The following is an 18,089-nucleotide window of genomic DNA, read 5'->3' as shown; positions in this document are numbered from 1 at the left end:
ACGAAGGAGCGAGCACGGTGACGACGACAGCGCAGGGCCTCGGTGGCCTCGACGCGGCAGCGGTGGCCGAGGCCCTCGACCAGGCGGACTGCGGCAAGGTCGCCGGCGACGCCGGTCACCGGGCTCAGTACGCGGCCGATGCCTCCAATTACCGCCATGTCCCGCTGGCCGTGGTCTTCCCCCGCGAGCGGCAGCACATCCTCAACGCGCTCGCCGTCTGCCGTCGCCTGGGAGTGCCGATCACCGCACGCGGAGCGGGCACCAGCACCTCCGGGCAGGCCCTCGGGTCGGGCGTGGTGCTCGACTTCTCCCGCTGCTTCCACCGGCTGACCGCGCTGGACCCGCACGCCCGGACCGCAACCGTGCAGCCCGGCATCGTGCTGGACGACCTCCAGAAGGCCGCCGCCGAGCACGGCCTGCTGTTCGGCGCCGACCCCTCCACGCACAGCCGCTGCACCCTGGGCGGCATGATCGGCAACAATGCGTGCGGCTCGCACTCGCTCGCCTGGGGCCGCACCGCGGACAACATCGTGGAACTCGAAGTGGCCACCTACCGCGGCACGGTGGTGCGGCTCGGCGAGATGACCCAGGACGAGATCGACGAGGCCATCGCCGCGGGAGACGAGCGCGGCGAGCTGATCGCCTCCCTGCACCGCCTCGCCCAGCGCAATCTGGCGGCGCTGCGCACCAAGCTGGGGCAGTTCCCACGGCAGGTGTCGGGCTATGCGCTGGAACATCTGCTGCCCGAGCGGCGCTTCAACCTCGCCAAAGCCCTCGTCGGCAGCGAGGGCACGCTGGCCGTCATCCTCTCGGCGACCGTCCGTCTCGTGGCGCCGCCGCCCGCGCGGGCCCTGGTCGTCCTCGGTTTCTCGGACGCCTGTGCCGCGGCCGACGCGGTCCCCGCGCTGCTCAAGCACGAGCTGCTGGCGCTGGAGGGACTCGACCACGCGCTGACCGACATCGTCACCCGGCCCGCCACCCGGGCCGCCATCGACAGCCTGCCGACCGCACAGGCCTGGCTGTTCGCCGAACTCGGCGGTCCGGCGGACGCACTGCCCCAGCAGGCCGAAGCGCTGGTGGAGACCGCGCACCGGGCCGCGGGCTGCACCGGCAGCGAGGCCATCACCGATCCCGTACGGGCCCGTGGCCTGTGGCGGATCCGCGAGGACGGAGCGGGCCTGGCCACCAGGACGCCCGACGGTTCCGAAGCCTGGCCCGGATGGGAGGACGCGGCCGTCCCGCCCGACCAACTCGGCTCCTATCTGCGCCAGTTCACCGATCTGCTGCACCGCTATGAGCTACAGGGCGCCGTCTACGGGCACTTCGGCGAGGGCTGTCTGCACGTCCGCATCAACTTCGACTTCACCACCGAGCAGGGCACCGCCGTCTTCCGCGCCTTCCTCGCCGATGCCGCCCGGCTGGTCGCCGCCCACGGCGGTTCGCTGTCCGGCGAGCACGGCGACGGCCAGGCCCGCTCCGCGCTGCTGCCCCTGATGTACGGCCCCGAGATCATCGCCCTGTTCGAGGAGTTCAAGACCCTCTGGGACCCCGACAACGGCCTCAACCCCGGGATGATCGTGCAGCCGCTGCCCGTCGACGGCGACCTGCGCGTCAGCCCGCACCGCACTCCCCTGCCCCTGGCCACCGTCTTCCCCTTCCACGCCGACGACGGTGACTTCGCCAAGGCCACCCGCCGTTGTGTCGGCGTCGGCAAGTGCCGCTCCGCCGACCACCGCGGCGACGTGATGTGCCCCAGCTACCGGGTCACCCGGGACGAGAAGGACTCCACCCGCGGCCGGGCCCGTCTCCTGTACGAGATGACCCAGGGAGAGGTGATCACCGACGGCTGGCGTTCCGCCGAGGTCCGCGACGCCCTCGATCTGTGCCTGTCGTGCAAGGGATGCAGCGCCGACTGTCCCGTCGGAGTGGACATGGCCACCTACAAGTCGGAGTTCCTGCACCACCACTACAAGGGACGCCTGCGGCCCGCCTCGCACTACACCATGGGCTGGCTGCCGCTGCTGTCCCGGCTGGCCGCCCGGGTTCCCGGCCTGGTCAACGCGCTGACCTCCTCCCGTCTGGCCCCGGCCCTCAAACGGCTGGGCGGCATCGCCGCGCAGCGCGACCTCCCCCGCTTCGCCGGTCAGACCTTCCTGACCTGGTTCCGCCGCCGCCCACCCGAGGGCGACGGGCGGCGCGGCCCGGTCCTGCTCTGGGTCGATTCCTTCAACAACCACTTCAGCCCCGACGTCCTCAAAGCCGGCGTGGCCGTCCTGGAGCACGCCGGCTACCGGGTGCAGGTCCCCGACGGCACCCAGTGCTGCGGGCTCACCTGGATCACCACCGGCCAGCTCGGCATCGCCCGCCGTATCGCCCGGCGAACCACCGCCGCTCTGGCTCCCGCCGCCAGCGCCGGCATACCCGTCGTCGGACTGGAGCCGAGCTGTACCGCGGCACTCAAGAGCGACCTCCCCGAACTCCTCGACGGCAATGGCGACGCCCGCGCCCTCTCCCGGGCCACCCGCACCCTCGCCGAACTCCTCGTCCACCACACCCCCGGCTGGCAGCCCCCACGGATCGAGGCCCGCTCGATCAGCCAGACCCACTGCCACCAGCACGCCACTTCCGGCTTCGGCGCCGACAGCACACTGCTGGCCCGCATGGGCATCGACAACACCACGCTCGATTCCGGCTGTTGCGGGCTCGCCGGCAACTTCGGTTTTGAACGCGGCCACTACGACGTGTCGGTGGCCGCGGGCGAACAGGTACTGCTCCCGGCAGTGCGCTCGGCCACCGACGAGACCCGGATCCTGGCCGACGGCTTCAGCTGCCGCACCCAGATAGCGCAACAGACCCGGCGCAGCGGCACCCACCTCGCCGAGCTGATCGCCCAGGCACTGCCGCCCACCGACACCTCCTCCTGACCTGCGCTCCCCTCCTTCGTCTTCCCTCCTCTTCATCCCGCTTCCTTCCTACCGACAAGGAACACACCCGTGACTGATGCACTCTCTCTCGTCGACGAGTGGGGCCCCGAGAAGATCGTCGTCGTCTCGCACCGGCGCACCGGCATGAAGGGCGTCCTGGTGATCGACAACACCGCCCGCGGCATCGGCAAGGGCGGCACCCGCATGAGCCCCGGCGTCACCGTCGACGAGGTGTCCCGGCTGGCCCGTGTCATGACGTGGAAATGGGCCGCGGTCGACCTCTTCTACGGCGGCGCCAAGGCCGGCATCGTCGCCGATCCCGCCTCCCGCGACAAGGAGGCGGTGCTGCGCGCCTTCGCCCGCGCGCTGTCCAACGAGGTGCCCCGCGAGTACGTGATGGGACTCGACATGGGCCTGACCGAGAGCGACGCCGCCATCATCCAGGACGAGCTGGGCGACCGCGGCGCCGCCGTCGGCACCCCCGAACATCTCGGTGGCGTGGCCTACGACAAGCTCGGTGTCACCGGCTACGGCGTGGCCGAGGCGGCCGACGCCGCGGCACAGCACCTGGGGCTGCCACTGAGCGGCTCCCGGGTCGCCCTCCAGGGCTTCGGCGCGGTCGGCAGCGCGGCCGCCCGGCGCTTCGCCGAACTCGGTGCCACGATCGTGGCGGTGTCCACCGCCCACGGGGCGCTGCACGACCCCAGCGGCCTCGACGTCGACGCGCTGCTGGCGGCGCGCGACGAGCACGGCGACCACTTCGTCACCCGCCACTCCGCCGCCACCGCGCTCGCTCCGGGCGCCGAACTCGCCGTGGACTGCGACATCTTGGTGCCCGCCGCCCTCCAGGACGTCATCACCCGCGCCACCGCGCACGAAGTGAAGGCGAAGATCCTTGTGGAAGGAGCCAATCTGCCCACCTCCGCGGAGGCCCAGCGCATCCTCGCCGAGCGTGGTGTCACCGTGCTCCCCGACTTCGTGGCCAACGCCGGAGGCGTGGTCGCAGCCGCCTTCGCCATGGACGCCCGCTACTCCGGCTTCCGGCCCGACACGGCCGGCATTGTCGAGACGGTCTCGACGAGGCTACGAGCCAACGCCGTGACCGTCCTTGACGCAGCCCGGCGGCAGGACGTCACTCCGCACGCCGCCGGCCGCCGTCTGGCCGAGGAACGCGTCCGCACCGCCATGCACAGCAAGGGGCGCATCCCGCGCGACTGACACCCGGCCGGCGGAACGGGCGGGCGCCCCCTACCGGCACGACTCCTCGCGCTTGACCACGGTGAGCGTGACCCGTCGGCCCTGGAGGGAAGTGCCCGCCTCCGGGTTCTGCGCACACACCTTCCAGGCCGCGGGCCACAGCACATGGCGGCCCGCGCCGCCCCCGTCCTTCAGCTGGACGGAGGTGTCGTAGCGGAGGGCAGCGTAGGCAGGGACCAGCCCCTGGCCCGCCACGTGCGGCATCTTCTCGGGCCCGTCGGCATGCGCCGGAACGGCGGGAACCAGGCAGAACAGGGCAAGGACCGAGGCAGTGACGATTCTCTTCATCACCGGAGAACGATCACCGGGGGCAACGGTCACCGCAGGACCTCACTCTTCCGGGCCCAGGACCATCACATTCCCGGGATGCGGGAAGGGGACGAAGCCGGCCTCGGCGCACACCTCGAAGAAGCACGTACCGATGCCGTTATGACAGGGGCCGGCAGAGCAGGGCATCGGGGCTGCCCCGGTGTCCGAGGCGGCTGGTGTAGGCGATGCCTGCCGCGTAGGCGTCGGAAGGGCACTGCCCTTTGTAGTGGCCGTGGGCGAAGTCGCCGCCGGGGTCGCCGGGCGGGCGGTGGTCGCCGCGGTCGAACCAGAGGGTCTCCCCCGCCCTGCCGAGCGAGGCGCGGGCGGGCATGCACAAGGCGGCGGAGACCTTCGCCCCCCGCAGGCTGTAGCCGGTGAGGAAGTGCCGTTCCGGGCACTGGAGTTTGGTGTAGCCAGGGGCCCAGTCGCCACCCGCGGGGACGTACCGCTCGTCACGTACGACCTCGGGGGCGCTTCCGGGTGTGCGCAGATCGCCGGCGGTGGGCGCATCGGTGCACAGGCCGCGGCCCTGGGTGTGGCTGAGGCCGATCAGCCGTTCGCCGTCGGGGCAGGCCGCTTTGCGGGCTCCGCTGTCCCAGTCGCCCAGGGCGCGTGTGCTCAGGGACTGGATGAAGTCGCGGTGGTCGAGGGTGAGCATGTGCCATGCGGGGGTCGGCGACACCGGTCCCGTCCGTTGCGGTGCCGTCGTCAGCCGGTGCCACGCGGCCGCCCGCCAGTCGCCGCCGTCCAGGACCCCGGTACGGCCCCCGGCGTTGTCGTACCGCAGCAGGGCCCAGCTGTCTCCGGCCGGGCGGCCCTGGCGGTCGGTGCTCCAGCCGACGAGCGGCCAGTAGGCGAAATCCGTGTCGGTGGCGGCAAGGTAGTCCGTCAGAGCGGCGAACCAGGTGCGGGCCGCCGTTCCCGACTCGTCGGAGCCGATACCGAATTCGCTGATCCACAGGGGTGCGGTGAAATGCTGCCCGCTCTCGGCGGAGACGAAGAACGCCTGGTCGTGCAGCACGGCACGCAGCTGATCGCCCGTCAGGTCCTGATAGCGGGGGTCGCTGGTCTCCCCGACGCCGGTGGCGCCGCTGTGGTGCGGGCCGGTGTAGCCGTAGAAGTGGGCCGAGTAGACGAGCTTCCCGGAGCGCACAAGGGTGTGCGAGAGCGTACGGACCGGGGCGAGGGTGGGGCGGCCGTGCGGCAGCCCGTCCACCGGCAGACCGGTCCAGTTGATGCCCTCGATGATGAGGAGAAGACGGGGGTTGGCCTCGGTCTGGATCCGGTCCGCCGCCTCCTGGGCGGCGGCCTGCCAGTCGTGGTTGTCGCCCAGGCCCCAGTTGGGGTCGTCCCAGATGTCGCGGCGCACCTCGTTGTAGAGGTCCGCTCCCACGACACGGCCGTGGTCCTGGTAGCGGCGGGCCATGAAGACCCAGTCGTCGGCCCATTGCCGCGTGGTCTGCCGGCTGTTCCATCGCTCGTTGCCGTCGAGGCCGCAGCACCAACGGGTGCTGTTCGTGTGGTTGTTGAGGATGACGGCGAAGCCCTCCGCGGTCAGGGCCGCGATCACCGCGTCAAAGATCTGGAGCGGGGTCTTGCCGCGCAGGTGCGGGTTGGCGGCGACCGCGGCATCGGGCACCGGGGCCACGGAGTGGATCATCTCGTTGGAGAACGGCAGCCGGATGCTGTTGAGGCCCAGTGCATGGAAGTCGTGCAGCAGGGAGGCGATGCGTACGCGGTCGAGGCCGAGCGGGATGCCGTGGGAGTTCTGGCCGCTGTGGTGCCCGGCGTCGTCGCCGATGTCCCCCGCACCGTTCCAGGAGCCCTGCGCGCCGTCCCAGTTCCCCGACTTCAGCCGGAACCGCTTGCCGTCGGCGTCGACGATGTAGCGGCCTCTGGTGGACAGCGGAGCCGTCCACGCCACGGCGGGTTTTCGTGCGGCCGACGGTCCGGCGGCGGAAGCGTCCGGCATGACCTGTGCCGCGGCCGTGCCGGGGGCGCCGAGGCCCGCCATGACAAGGGCGAGGCAGAGCGTTACGGCACCGCACGCCGAACGTAAGAAGGGCTTCACGTCATCTGCCTGTTTCGTCGGTGGTGCCCGTCGGTTCGTCCGGCGAGCAGCCCCGCGGTGGCGGCACCGCCGTCAGGGCATCGACAAGCTACCGACGAGTGGCTGACGGGGCCATACCCCTGCGACCGCTTTCGGCCCCGGACGCGGCACGGCCCGGCACGGTACGGCGCGATGCGGTGCGATGCGGGTGGGTGTCGGCTGGGCCCCGAGGGAAGCGCCGGCCACGCACCGGACATCCGCCCGGCAGGACGGCGCCGCCATAGGGCTGGGCGGCGTACAGCCCGGCCTGGCGCACCTCGGCCGCCACGGAACCGCCACGGTGAGCACATAGAGTGACCACTCCATCACGGAATCGGGTGCCGGGTAGGCATCCGTAGGCACTCGCTCCCACCGGAGAAAGGGACATGCATGCGCGCTCGCCCGCTCGCCACGGCTGCCGTTCTGGCGCTCACCACCGCTCTTCTCGCAGCCGCCGCTGCCCCGGCGTGCCCTTCCGCCGCCACCGTCGCGTCCGACGGCCGGGCCGCCGCCACCCGCCTCGCCGGAAACACCGAGGTCCCCGTCCGGGGCGGCTCGGCCCGCTTCGACGCGCCGCCGACCCTCCTCGCCGCGCTCAGGGCCCGCGGCGTGGCGGTCGCGGAGATCGACGCCCAGGGCCAGCTCAGCCCCCACTACTCCACCGGCGGCATGAGCCTCGGCATCAGGAGCGGTGCGGTCACCAACAGCGGCGGCAAGGTCGGCGGCGAGCTCCGGTTCACCCGCGCCGGAATCGCGTTGATCAACATCAAGACCAAGAAGGTCGCCAGGGTCACCGGCTTCGTCGGCAACCTCAGCCAAGGCACCCTCAGCGCAGTCGTGAACCGGGGCGCGAGAATCACCCTCGGTTCCTTCACCCGGCCGCGCATCAACCCATCCATCGACACCGAGGCCGCAGCACTGCGGATGAACACCGGCATCACGGTCACCGCGGCCGCCGCCGCCCGGCTCAACGCGGCCCTCGGCACCACATGTTTCCGGGGCGGCGGGCCGCTGTTGCGCGTCCGTATCGATGCCTCCCTCGACCCGTCCGTCGACCTCCCCACCGCCCTCAACCTGGGGCACGGTGCTCGCCGGGCCGGCCAGGAAGACCAGGAGGCCCATGGCTCATGGGGATGAGCGGAGCCCGCCTGTCCCGGCCGCCCGTCCCGCCCCGCCCGTCCCGGCCGCAGTGCCCGCCGGCCCCGCCGAAGTGACCATCAGGAGCTGCCGGCGGCGCTCTCTGCGCAGGTCGGCGGCTCCTTCATTCCGTCACTGCTGCTGCGGGGTCCAGGGCAGCGGCAGTCCGTCACTGTGGCGTCGGGGGACCAGATGGACATGGGCATGGAAGACCGTCTGTGTCGCCGCCGGGCCGACCGCCGTGATGAGGTTCAGGTCGCCCGTCAGTTCCGCGCCGAGCTCCGCCGCGCGCTGCATCACCGCGGCCGTCACGGCGGGGTCGGTCGTCACGTCCCGTACATGGCGGCGCGGGACGACCAGGAGGTGGCCGGGTGCGACCGGGCGGCGGGGCACGATCGCCAGGGCATCCGGCCAGTCACGGACGAGCTGGGCGGGCGCGGCGCCGGCGGCAATGCGGCAGAACACGCATGACTCCAGTTGTCTGGCGGGTTCGCGGTGGATCAGCGGGCGGGTGATGTCGCGGTGCTCGACGTCGGCGGCGGTGCCGTGCGCGGCGAGCCAGTCGCCGACGGCCCGGGCGACGGCGGGAGCGCGGTGGCGGCCGTACCAGCAGGCGACATACAGGTGAACAGCCTCCTCAGCGGCGGCCCGTTGCAGGGCGAGCACCTGACGGCCGGTGCGCTCGATGGCCCTCCGCGCCTCCGGATCGGACAGGACATAGTCACGCACGTCGGGGTCCAGGCCCGTCAGCGGGACCAGCGGCGCGGTGACCGCGGTGTCGGCCGGGTCCCATTTCCAGTCACGGACGTCCAGCACGAGTGCGCCGGTGTCATGCCGGGGCGGGGCACCCCAGCGGGCGCCGTAGGACGTGATCCGGACCGGGGCGACGGCAGTGGGCATGACCTCTCCTGTCATGAGGGGACGGGGGACCGCATGAACGGGAGACCCTTCCCGCGTGGTGCCGGCGCGTGAATGCCGTCAGCGGGCGCGGATTTCCCTCCGACAGATGTACATGACATGGCGTCGGCCGGCCCATGAGACCGGCACACAGCCAAGCCCTCTCCACTCCCCCTGGGGCTCCCCCTGCGGCCCGTGAACGACCCTTCCACGGCCGCTCCATCCGGAGGCAACGGCGGGGAGGCCGTAGCCCGGAGGCCGGAGGAGCGCGTTCCGGTCGCCACGGCCGAGGGGCCGCCGCCCATACCGACGGGCAATAGGTGTGCCCAGTTCCGGGACCGTTCAGCTTCTGGCCACGCTCACCCCGGAAGCTTTGGAATGAGACATTCCGCTTGGTGACACATGGCTGTGGTCAGGCAGACCGACCACGGCTCGGAGGGCCTCATGGCCGGTATGGCAACCCACCTTTCCCCCAACCGTCGTCGCTTCCTCCTCACCTCCGGCGCCGCCGTCGCCGGAACCGGTGCCGCCCTGGCACTGCCGGGCCAGCGCAGCAGCAGCGGGGCTCCGGGCACCGCGCACGCGCAGTCGCTCAGCCGTACGTCGCCGACCCGCCCCGGTGGGCGGCGAGCGGCACCGTTCGCGGCCACCACACTGGACACGGCAGCCCGGCTCGTCGGGAGCGGCGGCTACCGCCGCCTCACCTCCGGCCCCGGTTGGCCGCTGGTCGTCCGGGGCGAACTCACCTCCGCCGCGGCCGGACGCCAGGACCGGCGGACCGCTCTGGCGTGCTTCGTCCAGTTCACCGACCTCCATGTGGCCGACGTCCAGGGCCCGTTGCGCACCGAGTACCTGCGCGCCGGATCGCCGGGATCGTGGCGGGCGCAGGAGGCGCTGTCGGTGGCCGGTGCGGTGTCGCTGGTGGAGCAGGCCAACGCGGTCGGCGGCGGACCCCACACCGGGCGGCCGCCGGCCTTCGTCATGTCCACGGGCGACAACATCGACAATCACTCCATGAGGGAGCTGGAGTGGTTCCTCACCCTCATGAGCGGCGGCCGCATCACACCGAACACCGGTGACCCGACGTCGTTCGAGGGCGTACAGAACTCCGGCCTGGCGCTGTACTGGCACCCGGACGACGACCTGCGCGACCAGGACAAGAGACGCGGCCTGCCGGCGATCCCCGGCTACCTCGAAGCCGCGATGCGCCCGGTCGTCAGCCCCGGATTGCGCGTTCCCTGGTACTCGACGCCCGGCAACCACGACGACCTGCCGGGTGGCTGTCTGGCCCCGCAGGACCCCATGCTCGCGGAGTACGTCACCGGGGCGCGCAAACTGTTCGCCGTGCCGGACACCGACGTGGCCGCCTTCGCCAAGGTGCTGGAGACCGGCGGCGACCCCAAGAGCACCGTGCTCAAGGAGATCCTCCGCCACAACGCCGCCCGCGCACGCACCGTGACCGCCGACGAGCGCCGCCGGATGTTCACGCCTCACGAGTACCTGCGGGCCCATCTGAACCCGGCCTTCGCCGGGGCGGGACCGGTCGGACACGGCTACACCGAGGATCACCTCGACGACGACCGGATGTACTACTCCTTCACCGTCGCCGAGGGTGTCATCGGCATCAGCATCGACACCACGTACCGCAGCGGTCACTACGAAGGGTCCCTGGGCACCGAGCAACTCCAGTGGCTGGAGCGGACATTGGCCGCCCACAGCTCGCTCCACTACGACGCGGACGGCCGGCTGGTGCGCAATACCGGCGCCGACGACGCGCACATCCTGGTGTTCAGCCACCACCACAGCCCGAGCATGACCCGGCGCCCCGACGCGGCCCGTGCGGAGGAGAAGCGGCACGACGGCCAGGAGGTCATCGCCCTGCTGAGCCGGTTCCCGAACGTGGTGGCCTGGATCAACGGCCACAGCCACGTGAACCGCATCACGCCGCATGCCCATCCGACGGCCGCCCGCTCCTTCTGGGAGGTCAACACCGCCTCGCACGTGGACTATCCCCAGCACGCACGGATCATCGAACTCGTGGACAACCACGACGGGACGCTGTCCCTGTTCACCACCCTCATCGAGTCCGCCGCCCCGCACCGCACGGACTTCGACGACCTCTCGTCCGTGGGCCTCGCTTCGCTCTACCGTGAGCTGTCGTACAACGCTCCCGGCCTCGCCGCGGGTCTGACCGACGGCGTCCACGAAGCAATGGCGGGCACCGCGGCGGACCGCAACACCGAACTCCTGGTCCGCCGGGCCTGAGACGGGCCACCGGCCCTCTCCGCTATCCGCAGCTCCTTGCCGGTCCCCGCCGGTCGTCCTCAGCCGCGTCCCGACGGCACCGGCGGCGGGCCGGCCGCGCAGCTCACGTCACGGTCCGGAGCGGCTCCGCCGAGAAGATAGGCGTCCACGATGCCGTCCACGCAGGCATTGCCGTTCTGGTATTGGCCGTGGTCGCCACCGCCCGTCACCGTGACCAGCCGTGAACCGCGCAGCGCACGGTGCGCCGCGCGGGCACCCTCGTAGTACGTGGCCGGGTCGTGCACCGAGTTGAGCATCAAGGTGGTGGGCAGACCCCGTCCGGTGACGCGGACGCGGGGCGCGGCGGGCACCGGCCAGGCCGCACAGGTCGCCGCGTAGGCGAGCTCGCGCGCCCCGACGAGCGGGTGGGCCGCGGTGTCCTTCGCGCTGCGGTCGAGCCAGTAGCCGATGTCACGGCGCCACGGTGTGTCGTTGCAGGTCACCGAGAAGAAAGCGGCGGCGAAACCCGGGGACAGATAGTGCTCGAAGAGCTTCGCGACCAGGGCGCGCTCGGCCGGTGTGGCGGACGGCCAGTGGTCGAGGGTGCTGAGCGCGGAGGCCAGTTGCGGGAACTGCCGATGCGCGTTGTAGATGTTCTGGATCGTGGCGTTGTCCAGCTGGTTGGGCCCGATCGTCAGGGCACCGACGGTCAGTGGATGATCGCGCAGGGCACGGCGGCGCGCCTCCCACCTCGCCTTCGCCTCTGTCGCGGTGCGCCCGTAGTGGTACGTGGCGTCGTTCCGTGCGATCCAGGGCAGGAAGTCCTGCTCGAAGCGGCGCTGGAAGCTTCGCGGCTGGCCTCCTTCGGCCTCCTGCCATGTGCCGCTGAAGTCCAAGTTGCTGTCCAGTACGGCGCGCTCGATGCGCCCCGGGAACACGGTCGCGTAGTACGCACCGAGCCAGGTGGCGTACGAGGGCCCGTAATAGGAGATCTTGCGCACGCCGAGCAGCGCGCGGAACAGGTCCATGTCGCGCACCGCCTGGCCGGTGGTCAGCCAGGGGACCAGATCGCCGCTGTGCCGCAGACAGCCGGCGACGAGCCGCCGCGACCGGTCCAGGACACCCCGGAGGGCCGCAGGCGAGCGGTCGCGGAAGTCGTGGGCGTAGAAGTCCTCGAATTCGGCGTCGGTCTGGCACTGCGCGGGCGTGCTGCTGCCGACGCCGCGCTGGTCAAAGCCGACCACGTCATACACGGCCCCCACCGCGGGCGACCGCGCGGCAAAGTCCTCGGGCCGGGTCAGTCCCGACGCCCCCGGCCCGCCCGCCGCCATCATCAGCACCCCACGCCGCCGGGCAGGGTCGGCCGCCCGGTGCCGGGACACCTCGACGGTGAGATCGGCCCCGGCGCCCGGATGGTGCCAGTCGCGCGGCACGGTCATACGGGCGCACTCCAGTGACGGTTTCGCCGCGCAGGGCTGCCAGTTCAGGTGCTGCTGGACGTAGCGCGCCGGTACGGACGGCCCGGACGGGGCCGCCGCCCGGGCCGGCGGCGCGGCGGGCAGCACCGCGGACATCAGCACGGCGGCCACGGTTCCCGACAGGGCGGCCACCGGCCACCGTGGTTTTCTGAACGCGGACATCGATCCTCCCATCGGCGCGCGGGTGCGCTGCCATGACAGGGATCCTCGGCTCTCCGGGGCCCGCGTTCGATCACCCTGGTGCCCGTTTACGGGGTGGCACCAGCACCACCCCCTCGGGACGCGCCCGTCCCCACGGCCGACCCTGAGCCTCCGGCGGCAACTCCTCCTCGTACGGCGCCCCTTGCCCCCTCACACCCGGCCGGCCCCTCGCCGGACCGGCCGAGCACCCCCCTGCCGTCGGCCTGGGCATCGGCGGGGCGCGCCCGTCCGTGCTCGGGGGCACCCTGATCGACATCACCCTCACCGATGGCGGCGACGACCGCCCCTCGCCCGCCGCCGCCTCCGAAGGGCTGCTCTCCTGCGTCGAGGAGATCGTGCAGGTCCTCGAAGATGTCGGGGTCACCGTGGTCCTTGCGTGAGGACTGGCGGACGGATGGACGGGGCGGCAGCCTGAGGCGCCCTCAAGGGTGGCCCTGCGACCGCGCGGACAGGTCCGGGCGGGGTGGTTTTCGCCCCGCCCGGGCTGCATGCCCCCGGACCGGTGCGCTGAGGCGTCCGGGGGACCCCGGCCGACGTGGTGCGCCCCTGCGGTGGTGGTGAGCAGTACCTTCAGGAGGCCGATAGCGGTAGATATACGACAGATCAACACCATTGGTGGAGTCTGCATGTCACCCTCCGTCCCCCACAGGACAGCCCGAAGGCGCATCGCCGGCACCGTGGGCGTCCTGCTGGCCGTCGGCGTCGTCATCACCGGCCTCGTCCAGGCCGCGCCGCCCTCCGCACCCCCCACACTCGATCCCCGGATCACTTCGATCCTGCGGAAACCGGAGTACCGGCACGCCCAGTGGGGGCTGTTCCGGCAGAACCCGGAGACCGGCAAGGTGACGCAGTCCCGTTACGCCGACCAGTTCTTCGTCCCCGGGTCAACGGCCAAACTGTTCAGCGTCAGCGGCACCTGGCACACCCTCGGCGGCAGCCACCGCTTCGTCACACCCGTGTACGCCGTCGGGCAGCGCCGGGGCGCCACGCTCAGGGGAGACCTGGACCTGGTCGCGCAGGGCGACCTGACCCTCGGCGGCAGAACGCGCAAGGACGGTACCGTCGCCTTCACCGCCATCGACCACACCTACGCCAACGACGTCCCGGGAGCCACCCTCACCCCGCAGGACCCGCTGGCCGGTCTCCACCACCTCGCCCAGCAGGTGCGCACGTCGGGGATCCGCCGGGTCGACGGTGACGTGGTCGTCGACGCACGGCTGTTCCGGCCGGACCCCGCCCTCGATCCGACCCCCGCCCCGCTGATCATCAATGACAACCTCATCGATCTGCTGACCTCCCCCGGCGCCCGGGCGGGCGCCCCCGCCGGCCTCCAGTGGCGCCCGAAGGTCGCGCCCTACCACGTCACCTCCTCCGTCCGCACCGTCGCAGCGGGCAAACCGGCCGACATCACCGTGAGCAGCTCCGCCGACGGCACCCGCATCCGCCTGACCGGCACCATCGCCGCCGGCTCGGCTCCCGTCCTACGGGTGTCCGCCGTCAAGGACCCCAACGCCTTCGGCCGGACCGCCATGATCGAGGCATTGAAACGGGCGGGAGTCGAGGTCCGCGCGAAGGCGATCGGCCCCAACCCGTCCGGCCAGTTGCCGAAGTCCTACCAGGGCGCGCCCGCGGTGGCCCGGTACACCTCCCCCGCGTACGCCCAGTACGCCAAGCTCATCCTCAAGGTGAGTCACAACCTCGGGGCGAATCTGGGGATCTGTCTGATGGCCACCACCACGGGAAGCACCAACTGTGAGGACGGCTTCCCCGTACTGGCCAGGTTCCTGGAACACGCGCAGGTGGACCGCAAGGCCGTACAGCTCGCCGACGGCCGCGGCGGCAACCCGGCCGACCGGACCACACCCCGCGCGCTGGCCCAGATCCTGACGTACTGGCAGCGCACCCCCGACGCCCTGCGCTTCCGTCTGTCGCTGCCGATTCTGGGGATCGACGGGACGCTGGCCGATTCCTGCCACAGCTGCCCGTCGCGCGGCAAGGTCTTCGCCAAGACCGGTACCGCGGCGGGCGGTGACACCCTCAACGACCGGGTGGCCGTGGGCGCCGAGACCGCGGCCGGCTACCTGGAGACGCGTCCGGGCCACTTCGCTGTGTTCTTCGCCGGAGTGAACGGAGCCTCGACACCCGACGCCGACATCAACGGCGTCCTCGCCATCGGCAACGATGTGGCCGATGTCGCCGCCCGCCTCCAGCAACAGGCCTCCGCCCGGCACTGAACAGCCGGGCGGGCGCACCGGGCGGGGACGGCGCCGGCCCGTCGCTCTTCCGGACGGCTCAGGACCGCTCGTCCCTCCGGACGGCTCAGACCGCTCCTTCCTCCGGCGCGGAGAGGAAGGGGACGCCGCCGTATGCCCGTTGGAGCCGTACGGAGACACGGACCACCGGTTCGGCACCTCGCCGTCGATAGCCTCGGACCATGCAGCGAAAGCCTGAAGGAACGCAGCGGCTCCGGTGGTCGGCGCGCGCGGCAGGCGCCGTGGTCGGCTCGGCGGTGGGTGACGCCCTGGGAGCTCCCTTCGAGTTCGGCGCCGCGGGTGTGTTCTCCGCGCGCTTCCCTGATTCCGGCACTGCGGACGAGATGTGCGGAGGCGGCGGCTGGGACCCCGGCGAGGCCACGGACGATACGCAGATGGCCGTCCTGGTGGCCGAATCGCTACTGGAGCGCGGCGGTCCGGACCTGCCGGACATCTTCGCCCGTTTTCAGCGGTGGGCCGCGTCCGGGCCCAAGGATGTCGGCCTGCAAACCGAAGACGTCCTGACCAACGGCATGCCCTGGGACAGGGCCGCCGCGGTCCACTTCCAGGTCAACCGACGCGCCGCGGGCAATGGTTCCTTGATGCGGGCCACCACCTCCGCGGTGCACTTCGCAACTGCCGGACAGCAGGCCACCATGAACGCCGCCCGGCGCATCGCCGCGCTCACCCACGGCGACCGCGCGGCCTGGGAAGGCACCGCCGTCTTCCACGAACTCATCCGGGTCACGCTGGAAGGCGCCGATCCCCTCGCCGCCCTTCCCGGCATCGTGGCGCTCATCGACCCGGCCCACCGCCCGCGCTACGCCACGGTCCTCGCACCCGACTGGCACCCCGACCAGGCCACCGAGTTCAACGGAGCCGTCTGGCCATGCCTGGGCTCCGCCGTATGGGCCCTGCGCACCACCGCCACTTACGAAGACGCGATACGCGCGGCCATCGACCTCGGCGGCGACACCGACACCGTCGCCGCGGTCACCGGCGGTCTCGCGGGCGCCTGTTACGGCCCGGACGCGATCCCCGCGCGCTGGACCGCGCCCCTGCATGTTCCACTGCCGGGCTTCGGTGGACGGGAGCTCAGACTGCCGGAACTTCTGGACCTCGCGCGCCGCCTCACGGCATGAACCCCTTCCTCCTGTCCGCGCACGTTCGCTCCGCTCGCGGTCCCGCACGTTCCCTCCGCTCGTAGTCCCTCACGTTCCGTCCCGTCCGGCTTCGCCGTGCTCCCTCACCCGCGCCCTCAGCCGCGCCCCCACCCCGCGCACCATAAATTGGCATCTCGGATACCACTTCAGTAGAGTGCAAGTGTGCGACTCACCAAGAGCACCGACATCGCCCTGCGGATCACCATGCGCCTCGCGGTCCTCGGCGCCACGGACGATGCGCCCACCACCCGCGAGGTGGCGAGCGCCGTCGAAGTGCCGTACACCCACGCGGCCAAAGTCGTGAGCAAGCTTCAGCATCTCGGCGCCGTCGAGGCGCGGCGCGGGCGGGGCGGAGGCCTGACACTGACGACCGCGGGACGTACGGGCTCGCTCGGCCGGTTGGTGCGGGAGCTGGAGGGGGTCGATGACGTCGTGGGGTGTGAGGACGACCCGCCGTGTCCGCTGCGCGGTGGCTGCCGACTGCGCGGCGCACTACGCGCGGCCCAGGAAGCGTTCTACGCCTCGCTCGACCCGCTCTCCGTCGCCGACCTGGTCGAATCCCCGACCGGACCACTCCTCCTCAGCCTGACGCCCCGGCCCACGGACTGAGCGCCCCGGCCCACGGTCCGACCGGCCGGCGCGCACCGAACACACCCGACGGCCCGGGTCCGCCGCACGGAGCTCCCGTACCCACTCCACACGCACGCACGCCCCACGCCGCCCCGCCCACGCCCAAAAATACGAATCCAAGATACGAGTTTTCTCCCCTTCCCCCTCCTCCCCTTCCCCACCCCAAGAGTCCAAGAGTCCGGAGTTGCCGATGCTGTCGCCGAAGTCCGCCGAGACCGTACGTGCCACGCTCCCCGCCGTGAGCGGATCCCTCAGCGAGATCACGACGCTCTTCTACGAGAAACTCTTCGCCGCCCACCCCGAGCTGCTGCGCCACCTCTTCAACCGCGGCAACCAGGCCAACGGCAGCCAACGACAGGCTCTCGCCGGGGCCGTCGCCGCCTTCGCCGGGCATCTCACCGAGCACCCGGACAGCCGGCCGGACACCATGCTCACGCGCATCGCGCACAAGCACGCCTCTCTCGGGGTGCGTGCGGACCAGTATCCGATCGTGCGGGAGCACCTCTTCGCGGCCATCGCGGAGGTACTCGGCGAAGCGGTGACCGATGAGGTGGTCCGGGCCTGGGACGAGGTGTACTGGCTGATGGCCCACGCCCTGATCGCCGTCGAGAAGCGCCTCTCGGCCGAGGCCGGCGTCGCGGAGGACGCGGTGTGGCGTCCGTACCGAGTGGCCGCCCGCGTACAGGAGACCGACGAGGTCGCCACCTTCCTCCTGCGTCCGGCCGATGGCGCGCCCGTCCCCCCGGCCCGCCCCGGCCAATACGTCTCCGTGCAGGTGCAACTCCTCGACGGTGCACGGCAGATACGCCAGTACAGCCTCTCCGGGCAGCCGGACGGCGGCTTGCAGATCTCCGTGAAGCGGGTGGCGGCGGCCGGCCGGCCCGGCGCCCCGTCCGACGCCCCCGCGGGCGAGGTCTCCGGCTACCTGCATGCGCACGTCCATGGCGGCGAGACCCTGCACGTGAGCCCGCCGTTCGGCGACGTGGTGCTCGACGACGGCGACGGCCCCTTGCTCTTGGCCTCGGCGGGCATCGGGTGCACGCCGATGGTCGGCATGCTCGCGCACCTCGCCGCCGCCGGCTCCCGACGCCGCATCATCGCCGCCCACGCCGACCGGTCGCCCGCCACCCACCCGTTCCGTACGGATCTCCGCCGACTGACCGGCAAACTCACCGACGCGACAACGGAACTCTGGTACGAGGAGGGCGTCCGGTACGCGGAGGGAATGTGGTACGAGGACGGGAGCCGGCACAAGGAGGCGGTCCGGCACGGGGAGGAGCGCGCGGAGGCGGAGACGGGCGGCGCGGCGGAAGCGGTGACCGTGCGCACCGGGCGGATGGATCTGACGCAGATCGTCGTTCCGGCCGGTACCACCGCGTATCTCTGTGGACCCGTGCCGTTCATGAAGGCCGCCCGCGCCCAACTTCTGGCGTCCGGCGTACCCGCCTCGAACATCCACTACGAGGTCTTCGGGCCGGATCTCGGGCTCTAGAGGAAGACACCCCTGG

The 18,089-nt window shown here is 71.8% G+C and carries 13 protein-coding genes; 9 read left to right on the top strand and 4 right to left on the bottom strand.

Annotated features, from left to right (window positions below; translation table 11 throughout):
- Positions 1 to 17 precede the first annotated feature (17 nt).
- The gene (locus IF67_RS0105770) at positions 18 to 2,924 is read left to right on the top strand and encodes an FAD-binding and (Fe-S)-binding domain-containing protein (RefSeq protein WP_030982792.1); all 2,907 of its coding nucleotides are present in this window, start codon (positions 18 to 20) and stop codon (positions 2,922 to 2,924) included.
- A 69-nt stretch (positions 2,925 to 2,993) separates the two neighbouring features.
- Positions 2,994 to 4,142, top strand: a complete 1,149-nt coding sequence (locus IF67_RS0105765) for a Glu/Leu/Phe/Val family dehydrogenase (RefSeq protein ID WP_030982791.1) — start codon at positions 2,994 to 2,996, stop codon at positions 4,140 to 4,142.
- A gap of 30 nt (positions 4,143 to 4,172) precedes the next feature.
- Here IF67_RS0105765 and IF67_RS0105760 read toward each other — a convergent pair whose 3' ends face one another.
- The gene (locus tag IF67_RS0105760; RefSeq protein ID WP_234341001.1) at positions 4,173 to 4,469 is read right to left on the bottom strand and encodes a PASTA domain-containing protein; all 297 of its coding nucleotides are present in this window, start codon (positions 4,467 to 4,469) and stop codon (positions 4,173 to 4,175) included.
- A 139-nt stretch (positions 4,470 to 4,608) separates the two neighbouring features.
- Positions 4,609 to 6,504: a glycoside hydrolase family 5 protein gene (locus IF67_RS0105755; protein WP_051817629.1), complete on the bottom strand. Its 1,896-nt coding sequence runs from the start codon at positions 6,502 to 6,504 to the stop codon at positions 4,609 to 4,611.
- 465 nt (positions 6,505 to 6,969) lie between these two features.
- Between IF67_RS0105755 and IF67_RS0105750 the strand changes: the two genes are divergently transcribed.
- Positions 6,970 to 7,716 carry a hypothetical protein gene (locus tag IF67_RS0105750; protein WP_051817627.1) on the top strand — a complete coding sequence of 249 codons (747 nt, stop codon included), beginning with the start codon at positions 6,970 to 6,972 and terminating at the stop codon, positions 7,714 to 7,716.
- 132 nt (positions 7,717 to 7,848) lie between these two features.
- Here the strand turns inward: IF67_RS0105750 and IF67_RS41135 are convergent, their stop codons facing one another.
- Positions 7,849 to 8,616: an HIT domain-containing protein gene (locus IF67_RS41135; protein ID WP_158713035.1), complete on the bottom strand. Its 768-nt coding sequence runs from the start codon at positions 8,614 to 8,616 to the stop codon at positions 7,849 to 7,851.
- 441 nt (positions 8,617 to 9,057) lie between these two features.
- On the opposite strand from IF67_RS41135, the gene IF67_RS0105740 reads away from it, so the two are divergent.
- Complete coding sequence (locus tag IF67_RS0105740) at positions 9,058 to 10,878, top strand: TIGR03767 family metallophosphoesterase (protein ID WP_030982781.1); 1,821 nt, start codon at positions 9,058 to 9,060, stop codon at positions 10,876 to 10,878.
- A 59-nt stretch (positions 10,879 to 10,937) separates the two neighbouring features.
- On the opposite strand, the gene IF67_RS0105735 is transcribed toward IF67_RS0105740, so the two are convergent.
- Positions 10,938 to 12,497 (bottom strand): alpha/beta hydrolase, encoded by a 1,560-nt coding sequence (locus IF67_RS0105735; protein WP_199812684.1) that lies wholly within the window; start codon positions 12,495 to 12,497, stop codon positions 10,938 to 10,940.
- 269 nt (positions 12,498 to 12,766) lie between these two features.
- On the opposite strand from IF67_RS0105735, the gene IF67_RS43575 reads away from it, so the two are divergent.
- The 5 genes from IF67_RS43575 (at position 12,767) to IF67_RS0105710 (ending at position 18,073) form a co-directional block, all read left to right on the top strand.
- Positions 12,767 to 12,916, top strand: coding sequence for a hypothetical protein (locus IF67_RS43575; protein ID WP_158713034.1), 150 nt, complete (start codon positions 12,767 to 12,769; stop codon positions 12,914 to 12,916).
- Between the two features lie 246 nt (positions 12,917 to 13,162).
- Positions 13,163 to 14,770, top strand: coding sequence for a D-alanyl-D-alanine carboxypeptidase/D-alanyl-D-alanine-endopeptidase (dacB, locus tag IF67_RS0105725; protein ID WP_030982777.1), 1,608 nt, complete (start codon positions 13,163 to 13,165; stop codon positions 14,768 to 14,770).
- Positions 14,771 to 14,970: 200 nt separating this feature from the next.
- Positions 14,971 to 15,930 (top strand): ADP-ribosylglycohydrolase family protein, encoded by a 960-nt coding sequence (locus IF67_RS0105720; RefSeq protein WP_051817625.1) that lies wholly within the window; start codon positions 14,971 to 14,973, stop codon positions 15,928 to 15,930.
- Positions 15,931 to 16,113: 183 nt separating this feature from the next.
- Entirely contained in the window at positions 16,114 to 16,560 is a 447-nt protein-coding gene (locus tag IF67_RS0105715; protein WP_030982773.1) for an RrF2 family transcriptional regulator, read from the top strand.
- A gap of 211 nt (positions 16,561 to 16,771) precedes the next feature.
- Complete coding sequence (locus IF67_RS0105710) at positions 16,772 to 18,073, top strand: globin domain-containing protein (protein ID WP_030982772.1); 1,302 nt, start codon at positions 16,772 to 16,774, stop codon at positions 18,071 to 18,073.
- The last annotated feature ends 16 nt before the right edge of the window (positions 18,074 to 18,089 follow it).

This window comes from Streptomyces sp. NRRL S-1813 (assembly GCF_000719605.1).
Lineage (GTDB): Bacteria > Actinomycetota > Actinomycetes > Streptomycetales > Streptomycetaceae > Streptomyces > Streptomyces decoyicus.
This window is presented reverse-complemented; position numbering and strand designations above follow the sequence as displayed.

Excerpts from the sequence above, each read along its gene's own strand:
- IF67_RS0105740 (WP_030982781.1), top strand. The coding sequence starts at position 9,058 with ATGGCCGGTATGGCAACCCACCTTTCCCCCAACCGTCGTCGCTTCCTC.
- IF67_RS0105755 (WP_051817629.1), bottom strand. The coding sequence starts at position 6,504 with ATGGCGGGCCTCGGCGCCCCCGGCACGGCCGCGGCACAGGTCATGCCG.
- IF67_RS0105735 (WP_199812684.1), bottom strand. The coding sequence starts at position 12,497 with ATGTCCGCGTTCAGAAAACCACGGTGGCCGGTGGCCGCCCTGTCGGGA.
- IF67_RS0105760 (WP_234341001.1), bottom strand. The coding sequence starts at position 4,469 with ATGAAGAGAATCGTCACTGCCTCGGTCCTTGCCCTGTTCTGCCTGGTT.
- IF67_RS41135 (WP_158713035.1), bottom strand. The coding sequence starts at position 8,616 with ATGCCCACTGCCGTCGCCCCGGTCCGGATCACGTCCTACGGCGCCCGC.
- IF67_RS0105710 (WP_030982772.1), top strand. The coding sequence starts at position 16,772 with ATGCTGTCGCCGAAGTCCGCCGAGACCGTACGTGCCACGCTCCCCGCC.
- dacB (WP_030982777.1), top strand. The coding sequence starts at position 13,163 with ATGTCACCCTCCGTCCCCCACAGGACAGCCCGAAGGCGCATCGCCGGC.
- IF67_RS0105720 (WP_051817625.1), top strand. The coding sequence starts at position 14,971 with ATGCAGCGAAAGCCTGAAGGAACGCAGCGGCTCCGGTGGTCGGCGCGC.
- IF67_RS0105750 (WP_051817627.1), top strand. The coding sequence starts at position 6,970 with ATGCGCGCTCGCCCGCTCGCCACGGCTGCCGTTCTGGCGCTCACCACC.